The organism is Micromonospora sp. WMMC415 (assembly GCF_009707425.1).
GTDB lineage: Bacteria > Actinomycetota > Actinomycetes > Mycobacteriales > Micromonosporaceae > Micromonospora.
The window spans coordinates 21,489-39,243 of record NZ_CP046104.1 but is presented as its reverse complement, the minus strand read 5'-3'; the positions used below and the strand labels follow the sequence as shown (position 1 = coordinate 39,243).

Here is a 17,755-nt window from a genome sequence, read left to right as displayed (position 1 = left end):
CCGGTCACCGGTGGCGGGGTGTGGTCGACCACATCCCGCCACCGGTGTTTCCGCCGTCGGACACCCGCTCGGGTGGCGGCTGTGGCCGTCACCTGATAGCTGTTGACAGGTGACCCTCCTTCCGGGAAGCGGCGACCCCCACCGGTTCGGCACCGAGGCGTTCTACGCCGCGCTCGGCCGGGCCTTCGTCGCCATGTGCGCGGTGGTGCCGTTCCTGTTCCTCATCGAGGCCGTCGACCAGGGCCTGGCGTTCGGGCTCGACCCGGCGGCCGGCATCATCCCGAAGCGGATCGACGGCCTCGACGGGGTCTTCTTCTCACCGTTCCTGCACCACGGCTTCGACCACCTCTACAGCAACAGCATCCCGCTGATCCTGCTCGGCACCTTCGTGCTCGCCGCCGGCGCCCGCCGCTTCCTCTGGTCCACCCTGATCATCGTGCTGGTGAGCGGCCTCGGCGTCTGGTTCACCGGCTCGTCCAACTCGGTGGTGGTCGGCGCGAGCGGCGTCATCTTCGGCTACCTCGGCATCCTGCTCACCCGTGGCATCGTCGAGCGGAGCTGGTGGAACTTCGCGGTCTTCCTCCTCGTCGGCCTGCTCTACGGCTGGCAGCTCGTCGGCATCCTCCCCACCGACGAGCGCATCTCCTGGCAGGGCCACCTCTTCGGGCTGCTCGGCGGGATCGTCGCCGCGATCATTTTCCGGCGTCGCCGGCCGGACCTCGGTCCGTACCACTCCGAGTCGACGCTCACCCTGCCCTGAGCTGCGGCGACGCGACGCGCCGCCGCACCTGGGACACCCTTGCCTGACCGTCGCGCCGCCTCTACCGTCGAGAGATCAGCACCCGTTGATCCGTGAGCGGAAAGCGACGGTACGCCCATGCGCGAGGTCGATGTCGCGGTGATCGGAGCCGGGCCCGCCGGCCTCTTCGCGGCGTACTACGCCGGGTTCCGGGGGCTCTCGGTCGCGGTGATCGACGCACTGCCGGAGCCCGGCGGCCAGATCACCGCGATGTACCCGGAGAAGCTGATCCTCGACGTCGCCGGGTTCCCCGCTGTCAAGGGGCGGGACCTGGTGGCCAACCTGGTCGCCCAGGCCGCCCCCTTCGGGCCGCGCTACCTGCTCGGCACCCGGGCGGAGAAGCTCTCGTACGCCGACGGCCGGCCGGTGCTCGGTCTCGCCGGGGGCGAGCAACTGGCCTGCGGAGCCGTCCTCATCACCGGTGGCCTGGGCAGCTTCACGCCCCGGCCGCTGCCGGTCGCGGAGCACTTCGTCGGCGGCGGGATCGTCTACTTCGTACCGCAGCCGGCCGACCTCGCCGACCAGGACGTCCTCATCGTCGGCGGGGGCGACTCCGCCTTCGACTGGGCACTGACGCTTCAGCCGCTGGCCCGCTCGGTGACCCTCGTCCACCGCCGGGAGAAGTTCCGGGCGCACGCCGCCACCGTCGCCCGCGTACTCGGCATGCCGGTTCGGGTGATCGTCAACGCCGAGGTGACGAGGCTGCACGGGGACGGCACGGTGACCGGCGCCGAGATCACCGTCCGGGGCGGCGCGGCGGAGGTGCTGCCGGTCGACACCGTCGTCGCGGCGCTGGGTTTCACCGCCAACCTCGGGCCGCTGGCCGAGTGGGGGCTCCGCCTGAACCGCCGGCACGTCGTGGTCGACAGCACGATGGCCACCAACCTGCCCCGGGTGTTCGCCGCCGGCGACATCACCGAGTACCCGGGCAAGGTCCGGCTGATCGCCACCGGCTTCGGAGAGGCCGCCACGGCGGTGAACAACGCGGCCGTGGTGATCGACCCGAGCGCCCACCTCTTCCCCGGGCACTCCTCCGACGGCACCTGATCTTCGCCCGGTCGTGGCCGGAATGAGACCCGTCACTGCAGCGGGAGGCGCTGGCCGGCCGGTACCCGGAGCCCGGGGACGTCGACCGGCACTTCTCCTCGCCGGAACTGGTCGTGTTCGGCGCCGAGGGCGGCCACGGCGTCCTCGGCGCCAACGGCCGGGACGGGTTCGCGTTCCGACACCCGGACGGCCGGTGGGAGCGGGTGGGTTCGCTCCACGTCGACTGGGAGAACGACACCGCCGAATGGGCGGCCCGGCTGGCCGATCCGGCGCGGCCCCACGCGGCGGACCCGTCGCACCCGGCCGGGCAGGCCTGACGGACTAGACCGGACGGGGCTCAGGCCGGCAGGCCGATCAGGTCGGCCATCAGGGCAATCTGGTGGTCGAAGTACTCGTCGCGGTGGGGCAGGGCGCGGTTGATCCGACCGAACAGTTCGAAACTGATCAGCCCGAAGAGCTGCGTCCACCCGGCCATCCCCCGGGCGAGCAGCGCCTCCGGCATTCCCGGGAAGTACGCCGCCGCGATCTCGGCCAGGTCGGCACGGACCGGCTCGGGCAGCTCGTCGGTCGGCGGCGGGGTGAGCTGCCCGGCGGCCAGGCCGTCCCGCAGGATGCCGACCAGCGTCAGCGGAGGGCGCTGCGCGGGCTCGATTGTGTCGTCGGGCGCCGTGTAGCCGGGGACCGGGCTGCCGTAGAGCAGCGCGTACTCGGCCGGGTGGGCGAGCGCCCAGCCCCGGGCCGCCCGGCACACCCCGTGCCAGCGGCCGCGCAGGTCGGTCGGGTCGGCGGCGGCGTCCGCCGCCTCGACCGCGTCGCCGAGCGCGTCGTACGCCTCGAGGATGAGCGCGGTGAGCAGGTCGTCGCGGCTCGGGAAGTAACGGTAGATCGCGGACGAGACCATGCCGAGGTCCCGGGCGACCGCGCGCAGCGACAGGTTGGCCCCGTCGGTGGCCAGGTGGCGGCGGGCCACGGACTTGATCTCCTCGATCATCCCGGCGCGCACCCGGGCCCGGAAGGTGTTGGCGACCATGGGCCCACTCTGCCACGAGTGAGAGCGCCAATCAAAACCGAGAGCACTGCTCTTGACGGAGTCGCGCGGGTCCGGCATGCTGGACACGCCGCCGAGAGCAGTGCTCTCGGATTGGATCCCCGATTCGAAAGGTGACCTCTGATGTCGCTCCACGTGATCGTCGGCGCCGGACCCGTCGGCACCGCCACCGCCCGCCTGCTCGCCGAGCGCGGCGAGCGGGTGCGGGTGGTGAGCCGCCGGGGCGCCGGCCCCGACCACCCGGCCGTCGAGCGGGTCGCCGCCGACGCCACCGACGCCGACCGCCTCACCGCCCTGACCACGGGCGCCGCCGCCCTGTACAACTGCGCCAACCCCGCGTACCACCGGTGGCCGGTCGACTGGCCGCCGCTCGCCGCCGCCCTGCTCAACGCCGCCGAGCGCACCGGCGCCGTGCTCGCCACAGTCGGCAACCTCTACGGGTACGGACCGGTCGACGCGCCGATGACCGAGGCCACCCCGCTCGCGGCGACCGGCACCAAGGGGCGGGTCCGCAACCGCATGTGGGCCGACGCGCTGGCCGCCCACCAGGCGGGCCGGGTCCGGGTGACCGAGGTCCGCGGCTCCGACTACCTCGGCGCCGGCACCACATCCCTCACCACGATGGTGCTGCCGGCCGTGCTCGCCGGCCGCCGGGTGGTCGTCCCGGCCGACGTCGACGCCCCGCACACGTTCACGTACGTGGGCGACGTGGCCCGCACCGTGGTCGCCGCCGCCACAAGCGAGCGGGCCTGGGGGCGGGCGTGGCACGTGCCGAGCCCGCCCGCGGTGACCGTGCGCGACCTGGCCACCCGCGCCGCGACCCTGGCCGGCGTACCCGCGCCGAGAATGACCCGCCTGCCGTACGCGGCGGTGTGGCTGGGCGGACTGGTCAACCCGTTCGCCCGGGAACTGCGGGAGACGGCGTACCAGTTCGACCGCCCGTACCTGATGGACTCGACGGCCGCCGAGCGGGCGCTCGGGATCGCGCCGACCCCGCTCGACGAGGCGCTCGCCGAGACGATCGGTGCGCTGCGGGCGGGCGCCGCCAAGCGTTAGGAAGGGACCCTTTTACTACACGAGGCGTTAATAAGGGGCCCTTCCTTACCGCGCGGCGACGAGCACGGCGAGCAGGGCCAGCGCCGCACCGAGCAGGGTGGCCGGGCCGGGTTGCGAGGCCGCGGTGGGCAGGACCAGGTCCAGCGCGACCGCACCGATCACCTGGCCGGCGATGGTGGCCAGGCCGAGCAGCAGGACACCGGTGAAGCGGACGATGGCGGCGGCGATCGCGATGAAGACGATCCCGATCAGGCCACCCAGGTACAGCCACGGCTCGGTGGGCAGCGCACCGGCGGGACGGCCGCGTACCGCCACGTCGACCGCGAACACGACCAACAGGGCCACCGTGCCGACGGTGAAGTTGACCAGGGTGGCGGTCAACGCGCTGCCGGCCGCCCGGCCGACCCGCCCGTTGACCGCCTGCTGCCAGGCGATGCCCACCCCGGCGAGCAGCGGCAGCAGGGCCAGCGCCAGGGCGTCCGGGTCGCCGATCCGGTCGCCGACCGCCAGCACGACCGCGACCACCGTGAGCCCCGCCCCGGCCAGGCGTCGGGCGGTCAGCGGCTGCCGGCCGGTCGGGCCGATGCCGGCCCGGTCGACCGCGAGGCTGCTGCCGGACTGGCCGGCGACCACCGCCACGGTGAAGACGGCGACGCCCAGGGTGCCGATCGTGAGGCCCTGCGTCGCCACCAGGAACGCCCCGCACACCCCGCCGAGGCACTGCCACGGACGCAACGTCCGTGCCGCCAGCGCCCCGCGCAGGGCGGCCAGGCCCCGCCGCCCGCGCGGGGTGGCGGGGACAAGCACCAGCAGCACCAGCAGGCCCCCGCCGAACGAGATCACCGCCGCGGCGATCCCGTCGGCCAGGCGTACGCCCAACTCACCGTTGATCCGGGACTGCACGGCCACGGCCAGCCCGGAGGCGGTCGCGAGGCCCACGCCGGTGATCCGGCGGGTCGCCGACGGGGTCGGCCGGACCAGCGTCCCGGCGGAACTCACTCCTGCTCGGCCAGGGGACGGCCGTCGAAGTCCACCGCCGAGTACAGCGCCAACTTCTCCAGCCGGTGGTACGAGTCGATCACCCGGATCGTGCCGCTCTTGGATCGCATCACGATCGACTGCGTGTACGCCCCGCCCGCCTTGTACCGCACGCCGCGCAGCAGGTCGCCGGAGGTGACCCCGGTGGCGACGAAGAAGCAGTTGTCGCCGGTCACCAGGTCGTCGGTGGTGAGCACGCGGTCCAGGTCGTGCCCGGCCGCGATCGCCTTCTCCCGCTCCTCGTCGTCGCGCGGCCACAGCTTGGCCTGCATGGCGCCGCCCATGCACTTGAGGGCGCAGGCGGCGGTGATCCCCTCGGGCGTGCCGCCGATGCCCATCAGCACGTCGACGTCGGATTCGCCCCGGGCGGCGGCGATGGCGCCCGCGATGTCACCGTCGGAGATGAAGCGGATGCCCGCCCCGGTGCGCCGGATCTGGGCGACCAGGTTGTCGTGGCGGGACCGGTCCAGGACGCAGACCGTGACCTCGGAGACGTCCGTGCCCTTGACCTTGGCGATGCGCCGCAGGTTGTCCGCGACGCCGGCGTTGATGTCCACCACGTCGGCGTAGACCGGGCCGACCGCGAGCTTCTCCATGTAGAAGACGGCGCTGGGGTCGAACATCGCGCCGCGCTCGGCCACCGCCAGCACGGCGAGGGCGTTCGGCATGCCCTTGCTCATCAGCGTGGTGCCGTCGATCGGGTCGACCGCCACGTCGACCTCCGGGCCGGTGCCGTCACCGACCTCCTCGCCGTTGAAGAGCATCGGGGCGTTGTCCTTCTCGCCCTCGCCGATCACCACGACGCCGCGCATCGGGATCGAGTTGATCAGCTTGCGCATGGCGTCGACGGCGGCCCCGTCGCCGCCCTCCTTGTCGCCCCGGCCGACCCAGCGGCCGGCGGCCATCGCTGCGGCCTCGGTGACCCGGACCAGGTCGAGGGCGAGGTTGCGGTCGAGGTCCTGTGGGGTCCGCGTCCTGGTGTTCGTCATGACGGCTCCTCCTCGCGACGGTGCGGGGTGGACCGGCAGGGCGCGGCGTCGCCGCTGCCGGCTTTGTGGCTGATCCTCACACGATCCCGGGTGGCGTGTGGTGGCGGGGCGGTGATGGGTTGGATACGTCTCGTCGGGCGGCTGCGAAGATGTCGGGGTGGAACCCGCACAGCCTGCCGACCGCGTACCCGCCGACCGCACTCCGCCGGAGGGCCAGCCGCCGGTCGACCCCGCGTCCGCCGGAGCCGTACCCCCGGGGGAGCCGGCCCTGGTGGAGCCCGTCGGTGCCCCGGCGACGCCGCCCACCGTGGGCGCGGCGGAGACCGGGGAGCTTCCGGCCCCGCCACCCGCCGCGGACGTGCGTCGCTCGGAGCGCTCACCGAAGGACATGGCGATCTCGCTGCTCGTGCTGCTGATCCCCATCGCCCTGCTGCTCGCCTTCTACCGGGGTTTCCTCGGCGGCGACCAGCCCACCGTGGTCGACCCGGCACCCGCGCTCGCCTCGGCGCGGGCGGCGAACGCCTTCCCGGTCAGCCAACCGGAGGGCCTGGGCGAGGGGTGGCGCCCGGTCAACGCCTCCTTCCAGCAGGTCGAGGGCGGTGCGACGCTGCGCCTGGGGTACCTGACGCCGGAGGGCCGGGGCGTCCAGGTGGTGCAGAGCAACGTGCCGGCGGAGCGGCTGCTGCCCGCCGAGCTGACCGACCAGGGCCAACCTCAGGGGCAGACCGACCTCGGGGGGCGTACCTGGCAGCGGTACACGGCCCGGGGCAACGAGCAGGCGCTGGTGCTGCTGGAACCGGCCCGTACGGTGATCGTCGTCGGTGACGCGCGGGACAACGAGCTACGGGCGCTGGCCGGGTCGCTGAGCTGAGCGTGCCCCCCACGGGTCGGGAAGATCGGCTAATCTGCCTCGGCTCGATGCCCGGCGGATTCGTCCCGCCGGGTGCCGTCCTGTTTCGAAGAGAGATGATTGTGAACATTCGACGGTGGACCGTCGGCGTCCTCGCCGCCACCCTTTTCGTTCCCGGCCTGGCCGCCTGCAACTCCGGCTCCACCGAGCCGACCAGCGGCGCGAGCCCGGTCGTGCCGGCCGACCCGAAGGAGGCGCTCCTCGCCTCGACCAAGGAGATCGAGAAGGGCAACTTCAACTTCACGCTCACCGGCGACGGGCTGACCGGGCAGGGCCTGGTGCACAAGCCCAGCAACAGCGCTCAGTTCACCGTGACCTTCGACGAGGACTCCGAAGCGGCCGGGATGTCCATGGAGTTGATCTACATCCAGTCGGACAGCTGGATGAAGCTCGATCTCGGCGCGCTGGCCGAGAGCCTTCCCCCGCAGATGACCGCCCAGCAGGACAAGTACCAGCACCTCGACCGGTCCCGCATCAAGGACTCCGAGGCGCTCGCCTTCGACCTGGAGGACGTCGACCCGGCCGGCGCCGACGTGCTGTTCAAGGCGGTGACCGACGTGCAGAAGACCGGCGAGGGCGCGTACGCCGGCAAGCTGGACGCCACCGCCGCCACCGATGCGGAAGCCCTGGACGCCGATGTGCTGAAGGCCCTGGGTGACCAGGCCAAGGCGCTGCCGTTCACCGCGAAGCTGGACACCGAGGGCCGGCTCACCGAGCTGGTCATCTCCGTGCCCGCCGCCGGCGACACCAAGGCGCACGACATCAAGGTCACCTACGCCGACTACGGCGCCGCCAAGGGCGCGCAGAAGCCGCCGGCGAACCAGGTCGTCGAGGCTCCCGAGTCGACCTACGAGATGCTCAGCTAGACCGATCCGACGGACGAGGGGCTACTTTCCGACGCCCTGCTCGGGCCTGTGTCGACGTCACCGCGGACGCCGGCGCAGGCCCGTTCCGCGTTCTGCGGCCGGGTCGTCCGGGCGGGGATCCGGAGACGCCGGTGATTGCGTGACGCGACGGCAGGGAACAGACAGGGGTGCGACCTGGCCGGCTCCGGCAGCCGGACGTGGCTCGCGCGGCGCGGCCGGCGGTGGCGCGCGCCGCCCGGTACCGGCCGCCGCGAGGCGTGCCGGGTGACCCACCTGGAGACACGCATGACTGTTCGACGTCTGAGCGCCGGCCTGATGGCCGCCGCGTTGTTCGCACCCGGTCTCGCCGCCTGCAACGCCGACGGGACCCCGCAGGGCGGCTCGTCCGGCACGCCGACGGCCACCGCGTCCGGACCGGCTCCCGCCACCGGCGTCCCCGCCGACGCCAAGCAGGCGCTGCTGGACTCGACGCGGGAGATCAGCAACGGCAACTTCCGCTTCACCATGTCCGGTAGCGGGTCCACCGCCGAGGGGCAGGTGCACGAGCCCAGCCAGAGCGCGCAGATGAAGGTGGTGCTCGGCAAGCCGACCGACGACCTGTCGATGACCCTCGACCTCGTCCACATCAAGCCGGACAGCTGGGTGAAGCTGGATCTCGGCGGCCGGACCGCCAGCAGCGTGCCCGGCGTGCAGAAGCTCAACCTCGGCAAGTACCAGCACCTCGACCAGTCCCGGATCCAGGGGAACCGGAACCTGGGCTTCGACTTCGACCAGGTCGACCCGGCCGGCAGCACGGTGCTCACGCAGGGCATCACCGAGGTACGGAAGACCGGCGAGGGCACGTACGCCGGCACGCTGGACGCGTCGAAGGCCGCCGACGCCGGGTCGGTCGACCCCGCCGTGATCACCGCGCTCGGTCCGCAGGCGCGTACGGTGCCCTTCACCGCCAAGCTGGACCTGCAGGGCCGGCTCAGTGAACTGGTCCTTCAGATCCCGGCCGCCGGCCAGTCGGCCGCGCAGGAGATCCGGATGGCGTACTCCGACTACGGCAACGCCACGCCGGCCCAGCAGCCGCCGGCCGACCAGGTGGTCGAGGCGCCCGCCGAGTTCTACAACCTGTTCACGTGACGGGCGGCGCGGGCGGCCTCCGGCCGCCCGCGCCGGGACGCACTCCGGCGGCCCCGCCGCCGCCTCGTGGGTTTTGCAGGAATGCGGCCCCTCCGGGGGGCGGATCCTTCCCGGGATCTGGCGACCGGGGCGGTCAGGACTCGGCGGCCTCCTGGCGGGCGGCGTCGAGGCGGGCGCGGGCGCCGTCCAGCCACGCCTGGCAGACGCCGGCCAGCTTCTCGCCGCGCTCCCAGAGCGCCAGCGACTCCTCCAGCGTGGTGCCGCCGGCCTCCAGCCGCTCGACCACCGACGCCAGCTCGGCGCGGGCCTGCTCGTAGCTGAGCCGCTCGTCCTTGGTTTCCTCGCTCATCGACCCCATCCCATCACACCCGGCGGACACCGCCGGACGGACGGTGTCAGCCGTCCACGGTCGCGGCCAGCTCGCCGTCGGCGAGGCGTACCCGAAGCGGATCCCCCTTGGCGACCTCGGACGCCGCGCGGACGACGTGGCCGTCGGCGCGCTGCACGATGGCGTACCCGCGGTCGAGGGTGGCGGCGGGGGACAGGGCGCGCAGGCGGGCCAGCGTGTGCCGCAGGTCGTCGTCGGCGGCGGCCAGCCGGTGGTCGAGGCAGCGCAGAGCCCGCTGGCGCAGCCCGGTCACGTCGGTCGCCCGCTGCTCGACCATCACCTGCGGCCGGGCCAGCACCGGCCGCGACCGGAGCAGGTCGAGGCGGTGCGACTCCCGGTCGACGAGGTTGCGGACCGCCCGCTCCAGCCGGGACCGGGCCTGCCCGATGAGGCGGACCTCCTCGGCGAGGTCGGGAACCACGCGCTTGGCCGCGTCGGTCGGGGTGGACGCGCGGACGTCGGCGACGTAGTCGAGCAGCGGCGCGTCGGTCTCGTGGCCGATCGCGCTGACGACCGGCGTACGGCAGGCGAACACGGCCCGGCACAGCGCCTCGTCGGAGAAGGGGAGCAGGTCCTCGATGCTGCCGCCGCCCCGGGCGATGACGATCACGTCGATGCTCGGGTCGGCGTCCAGCACCTTGAGCGCGTCGACGATCTGCGGCACGGCGCTCGGCCCCTGCACGGCCACGTTGACGGTGCGGAACGCCACCGCCGGCCAGCGCCGGCGGGCGTTGGTCAGCACGTCGCGCTCGGCGGCGCTCGCCCGCCCGGTGATCAGCCCGATCCGGTTGGGCAGGAACGGCGGGCGGCGCTTGCGCGCCCGGTCGAAGAGGCCCTCGGCGGCCAGCAGCTTCTTCAGCTTCTCCAGCCGGGCCAGCAGCTCGCCGAGGCCCACCTGACGGATCTCGTCGGCGCGCAGGCTCAGGGTGCCCCGGGCCGCGTAGAACTCGGGCTTGGCGTGCAGCACCACGCGGGCGCCCTCGCGCAGCTCCGGCGCGCCGGAGTCCAGCACGTCCCGGTTGGTGGTGACGGTCAGGCTGAGGTCGGCGGACGGGTCCCGCAGGGTGAGGAAGACGGTGGTGGCGCCGGGGCGGCGGCTGATCTGCGCGACCTGCCCGTCCACCCACACCCAGCCCAGCCGCGCGATCCACGCGCCGATCTTCTGGCTGACCACCCGGACCGGCCACGGCTCCTCGGAGCTGCTCCGCGGGATCTCCGCTCCCGTACCCACCCGCCCACCCTAGTTCCCACCCCCGACCACGCCCGCGTCGATCATGAGGTTGACGGGTGCCGAAAAGATCGAACCACCCGTCAACTTCATGATCAAAGGGTCGGGCAGGGGGCTGTGGTACGGGTCGCAGGCGCTGCCGGTGGAGAAGCCGGCACGTACGATGGGCGGGTGACTGAGGCTGAAGCGACGTCCCGGACCGGCAAGCGCGTGATCCTGGCGAAGCCCCGCGGCTACTGCGCGGGCGTCGACCGGGCGGTGCAGACCGTCGAGGAGGCGCTTAAGCTCTACGGCGCGCCGATCTACGTGCGCAAGCAGATCGTGCACAACAAGCACGTGGTCCGCACCCTGGAGGCCCAGGGCGCGATCTTCGTGGAGGAGAACGAGGAGGTGCCGGAGGGCGCCACCGTCATCTTCTCCGCCCACGGCGTCGCCCCCGAGGTGTACGAACAGGCGAAGGCGCGCTCGCTGAAGGCGATCGACGCGACGTGTCCCCTGGTCACCAAGGTGCACCAGGAGGCGAAGCGGTTCGCCGCCGAGGACTACGACATCCTGCTGATCGGCCACGAGGGGCACGAGGAGGTCGTCGGCACCTCCGGTGAGGCCCCCGAGCACATCCAGCTGGTCGACGGGCCGGAGGGCGCCGACCGAATCACCGTCCGCGACCCGAACAAGGTCGTCTGGCTCTCGCAGACCACGCTGTCGGTGGACGAGACGATGGAGACGGTGGCGCGCCTGAAGAAGCGGCTGCCGATGCTCCAGTCCCCGCCGAGCGACGACATCTGCTACGCGACCAGCAACCGGCAGCACGTGGTCAAGGAGATCGCGCCGGACTGCGACGTCGTGATCGTCGTCGGCTCGAAGAACTCCTCCAACTCGGTCCGCCTGGTCGAGGTGGCCCTCGACGCCGGCGCCCGCGCCGGTCACCTGGTCGACTTCGCGCACGAGATCGACGACGCCTGGCTGGAGGGCGCGACGACGGTCGGCCTGACCTCGGGCGCCAGCGTTCCCGAGGAGCTGGTCCAGGACGTGCTGGCCCACCTCGCCGCGCGCGGCTTCGCCGACGTCGAGGAGGTCGTGACCGCCAACGAGCGGCTGACCTTCTCCCTGCCGCAGGAACTCAAGCGGGACATGAAGGCCGCCGCGGCGGCCCGGGGTTAGCGTGGAACGCCGGCGGCCGCCGGTACGTCAGATACCGGTATGAGGACCCTTCGGCTCGCCGTCCCGGCGCTGGCCGTCTGCCTGGCGCTCGGCGCCTGCGGCGGCCAGGGTACGGGCGACGGCACCCCCACCCCGACGGGAGCATCGCCCGTGACCGACTCGCCGATCCCGGAGCCGACCACCCCCGGCGCCGTCCCGCCGACCTCGCCGGCCGCCCCCACGCAGCCGGTGCCGACGGTCAGCCCCAAGCAGCCGGGCGGGCCGACCAAGCCACCGCCGGTCGGGGCCGCCACATTGACCGGGAAGGTCGAGTCCGGTGTCGAGCCCGGCTGCCTGCTGCTCGACGGGTACCTGCTGATCGGCGGCCCGCGCGACGTGCTGACCGCCGGCGCCACGGTGACGGTGACCGGGAAGATCCAGCCGGACATGATGACCACCTGCCAGCAGGGCATCCCCTTCCTGGTGGAGACCGCCTCCCGGCGGGGCTGACGCGCCGGACGCCGAGGAGGCCCTCCGGGGCTTCCGAGACCTCGCGACACGTGACAGGAGCCCGCCCCCGGCGAACCGGGGACGGGCTCCTGCCGTGTTACGGAAGGGTCAGTTCACCGCGCCGATGGCGACGGCGCCGCGGCCGACGACCGCGCCCTCCGACGTCACCACGGCCAGCTCACCGTGCAGCTCCCGGCCGGCGGCCGGGGTGGACTGGGCGGTCACCGTACCCGTGAGGGAACCGGTGGCGCCGTGCGCCAGGGTGAGCGGGGCCGACGACGCCGACAGGGTGCCGAGCGCCGGGGCGGAGAACGAGTCCCGGTAGTCGTACGCCGTGCTTCCGCCGGCACCGTCCACCGCGTACCCCTCGACGACCACCCGGTAGGTGCCCGCCGTCGGATTGGTGAGGGTGACCGCCTCCTCGGAGTCACCGTCGGCGGCGAAGCCGACCCGGGTAGCGCCGAGGAACACGTACAGGTCCAGGTCGGCGGCGGCGTTGGCCGGGTTGCCGATCCGGGCCGTGAACTGCGTCGCCCCGGCCGGCACCTCGACGAGGAACTCCTGCGAGGCGCCCTCGGCGATGGTCGGCCGCTCGGTGTTGACGCTGGAGAGCGGGCCGCCCTGGCCGGTCACGGTGACCGGGCCGAAGGTGTTGGTCAGGCCCCAGGTGACCGGGGTCGCCGCACCGGCCTCGACCGACGGCAGCTCGACCACGGCCGGCTCGACCGCGACGCCCTGGATCCGCGCCGTGAGCTGGAACGGGTTGTTCAGCGACGGCGAGGTACGACGCGACTCCACCTCGATCTCCCAGATGCCCGGGATCGGGTTCTGGTAGTCCCGCTCCTGCGGCTTGCAGGCGTTGGCGTCGGAGAAGTTGGTGTAGCAGGCCAGGCTGGAGGTGCTCTCCACCGGAACGCCGTACGGGTTGAACGCGATGAACCGCGTCTGCGAGCCGGTGGCGATGCCGGCGAGGTTCACCTGGAGCGCGCCGGCCCCCGGCGGCACGGTCACGAAGTACGACGTGAAGCCGTTCCGGTCCACCGAGCCCTCGGCCGAGAACGAGAAGTTCGGCTTCCGGGTGTCGGTGGACGCGACGACCACGAGGGAGACCTCGAAGTCGATCGTGTTGGTGGCCGGGTCGTCCACCGTCATGATCGCCCCGTGCGCACCGGCACCCGGCTTGGCGGTGACGGTGACGGTGACGGTCTTGTTCAGCGGCAGCGAGACGGTCTTCGGTGCCTTGAAGGTGCCGTCGTTGCCGCGCAGCCCGATGGTGTGCTTGACGCTGCCGGCCGGGCCGCTGGTCCGGGTGAGCTTGACCTGGTAGGTCTTGGTCTGGCCGATCCGGTGGCCACCCTCCGCGGAGGCGCACCGGTTGTACAGGCCGGTGCCCCGGTTCGGGTTGGCGAGCTGCTCGGAGAGCACGGTGCAGACCGGCGCCTCCGACGTGTACGAGCGGGTCTCGACGCCCTGGCGCAGCAGCTTCCAGGCACCCGGCACGTCGAACATGCCGAAGCCCTGACCGTACGTCGGGACGCCCTTGATCGGCTTGGCCGAGCTGACGAGCGCCCGGCGCAGCATCGCCGGGGTGACGCCCTTGTCGGTCGCGCGTGCGGCCGACAGCAGCAGCGCGGCGCCGCCGGCGGCCTGCGGGGAGGCCATCGAGGTGCCGTTGAACATGCCGTAGCCCGGCGGGAGGGCGTAACCGGCCTCGGCGACCGGCGCGCCGGCCTGCCAGACCGGGATCGTGGAGATCGCGGAACCCGGCGCGGCGATGGTGGGCTTGACCCCGCCGTCCTCACGCGGACCGCGCGAGGAGAAGTTGAACAGGGCGTTCTTCGTCCGCACCACCGAGCCGTAGTTCGCCAGCCAGGTGTCCTTGCTGATGCTGGCCGCGACGCTGACCACGTTGGCCGACACCGACGGGTCGCCGATGGTGTTCAGGCCCGGGCCGGAGTTGCCGGCCGAGATGAACATCTGCACGCCGTACGTGTTGATCAGGTTGTTGTACAGCTCGGCGCGGGCGTTGTTGCCGTCGTTCAGCGCGGGCAGGCCGCCGATCGACATGTTGATGACATCGACGCCACGGTTGATGACCAGGTCCGCCATTCCGGTGGTGAGGGCGGCGTAGGTGCAGCCGCCGCCCCACGTGCAGGCGCGGGCGGAGACCAGCTTCGCACCGGGCGCGGCGCCGTCGAACGCGTCGTTGCCGAGCATGTCGTTGGCGGCGGTGATGCCGGCGACGTGGCTGCCGTGCGCGTCCTCGACGATGCCGATGTTGACGTAGTCGACCAGGCCGGGACCGCCCACCGGCGCGGTGTCGACGTCCTCGCGGTACTCGACCACGAACGGCATCTGTTCGCGGACCGCGGTCGACGGGTTGTCGGTGCCGAAGTGCCCGACGTCGAACTTCTCCTTGTACGGCCGCATCGCGGCCTCGTCGGTGAAGTCCCGGTCGAGGTCGGCGTCCACCCAGATGTCGTGGGTGGTCGGGTTGTAGAGCACGCCGAACACGTCGGTCTGGTCGCCGTCGCGGTTGACGTCGCCGCCCGGCTCGCTGGCCGCCGTGATCGACTCGCGGAAGGTGTTGAAGCGGTAGGTGCCCGCCGGAGCCGTCCAGGTGGCACCGGCCGCACTGAAGGACGGGCCGGTCACCTCGGTGATCATCGGTCGCCACGTGGCGTCCTCGAACGGATCCGTCGCGGTGATCCAGTCGACGATCTTGCGCTCGCCGGTGGTGGTCTGCTGAAGCGCCGGGTGGTCCAGGTCCACACCGGAGTCCATGATGCCGATCGTCACACCGCGCCCGTCCCACTCCGGGTGCTGCGAGACGAACCGCACGGCGCCGATCTCGTTGGTCGGCATGTAGGGGTTGGCGGCACGGGTGTCGGCGCCGGGGCCGCTCAGCGTCGCGCCCTGCTTGGCCGCCTTCTGGCCGGAAGGTGCGGCTTCCGGACTCGGCTCGGGACGCTGGATCGTCTCGTCCAGGTCGACACCGGAGACGCCGGGCAGCGTGGCGGCCTTGACCACCTTGTCGGTGGGGACCTTCGCCAGGACGTACCCGATCGTGTCGTACCGCTCGGTTACCGCGGCGCCGAGACCCTTCAGGTCGTCGGCGACGTCCTTGGCCTCGCCCTTCTCCGTCGCCACGATCAGGGTGACGGTGGGGGCCTTCTCCGCCTCTGCCTCCGCGAGCAGCTTGGCGTCGTGGGCGCCCAGCACCTCGACGGGGGTCGCGTCGGGTGCGGCCGGTGCGGCGCTCGCGGTGGCGGCGCCGCCCGCGACGGTCACGGCACTGGCCGCGATGACCGACGCGAAGAGCGCGGCGGAGGTACGCCGGCTCAGATTTCGGGGTTTGCTCACGTTCTCTTTCCTCCAGAGAACAGGGCCCTCAGATGCAGGGCACGCGTGAGCGAAATCCTTCGCGGTATCGACGTCCGGTGTCACTACCAGCCAGTTCGTTGTGACCATCTCGTGACATGCGTGGACACGCATTGTCACATCCACCGCTTGATGTGGACGGACGGTGAACGTCCACTCAGGCGCCCGGCTCCAGCAGCTCCGGCGCCTGGGGCTGACGTGGAGTGACCTCGACCTGAGCCGGCGCCGCCAGCTCGTCGTCGGACACGCCCAACTCGGCGAGCTTACGGGCACTGACCAGCACGCGCGCCTCCAGCGAACCCACCGCACGGTTGTACGCGGTGACCGCCCCACCGAGCGACGCCCCCAGCTTCCCGACGTGGTCGCCCAGGGTGGACAGCCGCCCGTACAGCTCGCGGGCCAGGGAATGCACCGCCACCGCGTTGCGGGCCAACGCCTCCTGTCGCCACGAGTAGGCGACCGTGCGCAGCAGCGCGACCAGGGTGGCGGGGGTCGCGAGCACCACGTTGCGGGCGAACGCGTGCTCCAGCAGCGTCGGGTCGCGCTGCAACGCGACGTCGAGGAACGGGTCGGCCGGCACGAACAGCACCACGAACTCGGGTGCCTGGTCGAACGCCGCCCAGTACGTCTTGGCCGCCAGCGCGTCCACGTGGGCGCGCAGGTGCTTCGCGTGCGCGTCGAGGTGGCCGTCCCGGCCACGCTCGTCGCGGGCCTCCATCGCGGTCAGGTACGCCTCGAACGGCGCCTTCGCGTCGACCACCACCGACCGGCCGCCGTGCAGACGCACCACCAGGTCGGGTCGGACCCCCTGATGGTCGGTCGCGGCGGTGACCTGCTCGGCGAAGTCGCAGTGCTCCAACATGCCGGCCGCCTCGACGATGCGACGCAGCTGGTGCTCGCCCCACCGGCCGCGCACCTGGGGTGCCCGCAGCGCCGCCACGAGCTGCTTGGTTTCCGTGCGCAGCTCACCGGAGACCGTGCTCATCGTGCGGACCTGTTCGCGCAGCTCGGCGTACGCGTCGACCCGGTCGCGTTCCAGCTCGGCGACCCGCAGCTCGTACCGCCGGAGGGTCTCGTGCAGCGGCGCCACCGCGCGGGCCACCGCCTCCTGGGACTGGGCGGTGGCCTCGTAGCTGAGCGCGCGCATGGACTGCTCCAGGCGGCCCTCGCCCTCCCGGGTGGCCGCGAGCGTGGCCTCCAGCCGGGCGATCTCGGTGGCGGACCGGACGCGGGCGGCGTACCAGCCCACCGCGCCGCCCGCGGCGAGGCAGACGACCACCACGGCCAGCGTCGGAAAGTCCATGCCGCCGAGCTTGCCAAACGGGTACGACCGGGCGCGCGTGGGTAGGTACGCGTCATGGAACTTCTGCTGTGCCTCGGCATCGTGGCTCTCGGCGCGGTGATCGCCTTCGCGGTCGCCCGTGCCCAGGCGGGCGCGCGCCGCGGTGACGAGCTGGCCGACGCGCGGGCGGAGGCGCAGCGCTGGTACGAGCGACTCGGCGGGCAGCTGATGAACCTCCACGGGGAGGAACCCGCGGTCCGGCAGGCGCTGGCCGACGCCGGGGAGCGGTACAACGCGGCCGGCTCCCAGCTGGAACAGGCGCGGACACCGCACCAGTTCGCGCTCGCCCGGGAGACGGCGCTGGAGGGACTGGCGTACATCCGGGCGGCCCGGACCGCGATGGGCATCGACCCCGGGCCCGACCTGCCGCCGCTCGCCGCGGCCAGAGGTGCCGGGCAGCTCACCCGGGACCGCGAGGTGGACGTGCAGGGGCAGACCTTCAAGGCCGGCCCGCAGCCCAGCCGGGACACGCCCTACTACTACCCGGGTGGGCGGTTCCAGGGCCGGCCGGTGCCGGCCGGTTGGTACTCGACGCCGTGGTGGAAGACCGCGCTGGGCGCCGGCGCGGGCGTGGTCGGCGGCCTGCTCATCGCCGACGCGCTCTTCTCCCCGATGTGGGGCGATCCCGGGTACGGCTACGGCACCGGCTACGAGGAGGGCTTCCAGGACGGGGCCGACCAGGGCGACGCCGGCGCTGCGGGCGGCGGTGACGTGGGCGGCGAGGGCAGCGGCGGCGCGGGCGCCGGCGACTTCGGCGGCGGCGACGATTTCGGCGGCGGCGACTTCTGAACCGCCGCCGAGCGGTAAGGAGGGGTCCCCTGTTAACAGCCGACTGTTAACAGGGGACCCCTCCTCTACCTCAGGCGTTAATAGGGGGCCCTTCCT

17 protein-coding genes are annotated in these 17,755 nt (G+C 72.7%); 10 read left to right on the top strand and 7 right to left on the bottom strand.

Translation table 11 applies throughout. From position 1 onward, the window contains the following. Positions 1-109: 109 nt before the first annotated feature. The 3 genes from GKC29_RS00175 (at position 110) to GKC29_RS00165 (ending at position 2,163) form a co-directional block, all read left to right on the top strand. The gene (locus GKC29_RS00175; RefSeq protein ID WP_155328867.1) at positions 110-760 is read left to right on the top strand and encodes a rhomboid family intramembrane serine protease; all 651 of its coding nucleotides are present in this window, start codon (positions 110-112) and stop codon (positions 758-760) included. A 117-nt stretch (positions 761-877) separates the two neighbouring features. Continuing rightward, positions 878-1,846, top strand: a complete 969-nt coding sequence (locus GKC29_RS00170; protein ID WP_155328866.1) for an NAD(P)/FAD-dependent oxidoreductase — start codon at positions 878-880, stop codon at positions 1,844-1,846. Between the two features lie 113 nt (positions 1,847-1,959). After that, positions 1,960-2,163, top strand: a complete 204-nt coding sequence (locus GKC29_RS00165) for a hypothetical protein (RefSeq protein ID WP_155328865.1) — start codon at positions 1,960-1,962, stop codon at positions 2,161-2,163. 20 nt (positions 2,164-2,183) lie between these two features. Here the strand turns inward: GKC29_RS00165 and GKC29_RS00160 are convergent, their stop codons facing one another. Beyond that, a complete protein-coding gene (locus GKC29_RS00160) occupies positions 2,184-2,876 on the bottom strand; it encodes a TetR/AcrR family transcriptional regulator (RefSeq protein WP_155328864.1) in 693 nt (230 codons plus the stop codon). A 141-nt stretch (positions 2,877-3,017) separates the two neighbouring features. Here GKC29_RS00160 and GKC29_RS00155 point away from each other — a divergent pair, with 141 nt between their 5' ends. Further along, entirely contained in the window at positions 3,018-3,950 is a 933-nt protein-coding gene (locus GKC29_RS00155; RefSeq protein WP_155328863.1) for an NAD-dependent epimerase/dehydratase family protein, read from the top strand. A 45-nt stretch (positions 3,951-3,995) separates the two neighbouring features. Here GKC29_RS00155 and GKC29_RS00150 read toward each other — a convergent pair whose 3' ends face one another. Together GKC29_RS00150 and glpX are read right to left on the bottom strand one after the other, a co-directional pair. Beyond that, positions 3,996-4,949, bottom strand: a complete 954-nt coding sequence (locus GKC29_RS00150) for a DMT family transporter (protein ID WP_155328862.1) — start codon at positions 4,947-4,949, stop codon at positions 3,996-3,998. Beyond that, a complete protein-coding gene (glpX, locus tag GKC29_RS00145; protein WP_155328861.1) occupies positions 4,946-5,977 on the bottom strand; it encodes a class II fructose-bisphosphatase in 1,032 nt (343 codons plus the stop codon). Before glpX ends, GKC29_RS00150 begins: the two co-directional genes overlap by 4 nt. Before the next feature lie 157 nt (positions 5,978-6,134). Here glpX and GKC29_RS00140 point away from each other — a divergent pair, with 157 nt between their 5' ends. The 3 genes from GKC29_RS00140 to GKC29_RS00130 all read left to right on the top strand — a co-directional run bounded on the left by GKC29_RS00140 (position 6,135) and on the right by GKC29_RS00130 (position 8,881). Beyond that, complete coding sequence (locus GKC29_RS00140) at positions 6,135-6,848, top strand: DUF4245 domain-containing protein (RefSeq protein ID WP_155328860.1); 714 nt, start codon at positions 6,135-6,137, stop codon at positions 6,846-6,848. Positions 6,849-6,943: 95 nt separating this feature from the next. Continuing rightward, positions 6,944-7,753 (top strand): hypothetical protein, encoded by an 810-nt coding sequence (locus GKC29_RS00135; RefSeq protein ID WP_155328859.1) that lies wholly within the window; start codon positions 6,944-6,946, stop codon positions 7,751-7,753. Between the two features lie 285 nt (positions 7,754-8,038). Then, positions 8,039-8,881 (top strand): hypothetical protein, encoded by an 843-nt coding sequence (locus GKC29_RS00130; RefSeq protein WP_155328858.1) that lies wholly within the window; start codon positions 8,039-8,041, stop codon positions 8,879-8,881. 133 nt (positions 8,882-9,014) lie between these two features. Here GKC29_RS00130 and GKC29_RS00125 read toward each other — a convergent pair whose 3' ends face one another. Together GKC29_RS00125 and xseA are read right to left on the bottom strand one after the other, a co-directional pair. Continuing rightward, positions 9,015-9,230, bottom strand: a complete 216-nt coding sequence (locus GKC29_RS00125; protein ID WP_155328857.1) for an exodeoxyribonuclease VII small subunit — start codon at positions 9,228-9,230, stop codon at positions 9,015-9,017. Positions 9,231-9,276: 46 nt separating this feature from the next. After that, positions 9,277-10,443 carry an exodeoxyribonuclease VII large subunit gene (xseA, locus tag GKC29_RS00120; protein ID WP_370463378.1) on the bottom strand — a complete coding sequence of 389 codons (1,167 nt, stop codon included), beginning with the start codon at positions 10,441-10,443 and terminating at the stop codon, positions 9,277-9,279. 225 nt (positions 10,444-10,668) lie between these two features. On the opposite strand from xseA, the gene GKC29_RS00115 reads away from it, so the two are divergent. Both GKC29_RS00115 and GKC29_RS00110 read left to right on the top strand, forming a co-directional pair. After that, positions 10,669-11,658 (top strand): 4-hydroxy-3-methylbut-2-enyl diphosphate reductase, encoded by a 990-nt coding sequence (locus tag GKC29_RS00115; RefSeq protein WP_155328855.1) that lies wholly within the window; start codon positions 10,669-10,671, stop codon positions 11,656-11,658. Between the two features lie 39 nt (positions 11,659-11,697). Beyond that, a complete protein-coding gene (locus GKC29_RS00110; protein ID WP_155328854.1) occupies positions 11,698-12,147 on the top strand; it encodes a hypothetical protein in 450 nt (149 codons plus the stop codon). 108 nt (positions 12,148-12,255) lie between these two features. Here the strand turns inward: GKC29_RS00110 and GKC29_RS00105 are convergent, their stop codons facing one another. Both GKC29_RS00105 and GKC29_RS00100 read right to left on the bottom strand, forming a co-directional pair. Further along, positions 12,256-15,510, bottom strand: coding sequence for a S8 family serine peptidase (locus GKC29_RS00105; protein ID WP_155328853.1), 3,255 nt, complete (start codon positions 15,508-15,510; stop codon positions 12,256-12,258). Between the two features lie 175 nt (positions 15,511-15,685). Further along, a complete protein-coding gene (locus GKC29_RS00100; protein ID WP_155328852.1) occupies positions 15,686-16,831 on the bottom strand; it encodes a DNA recombination protein RmuC in 1,146 nt (381 codons plus the stop codon). A gap of 54 nt (positions 16,832-16,885) precedes the next feature. Here GKC29_RS00100 and GKC29_RS00095 point away from each other — a divergent pair, with 54 nt between their 5' ends. After that, positions 16,886-17,659 (top strand): hypothetical protein, encoded by a 774-nt coding sequence (locus tag GKC29_RS00095; RefSeq protein ID WP_155328851.1) that lies wholly within the window; start codon positions 16,886-16,888, stop codon positions 17,657-17,659. The last annotated feature ends 96 nt before the right edge of the window (positions 17,660-17,755 follow it).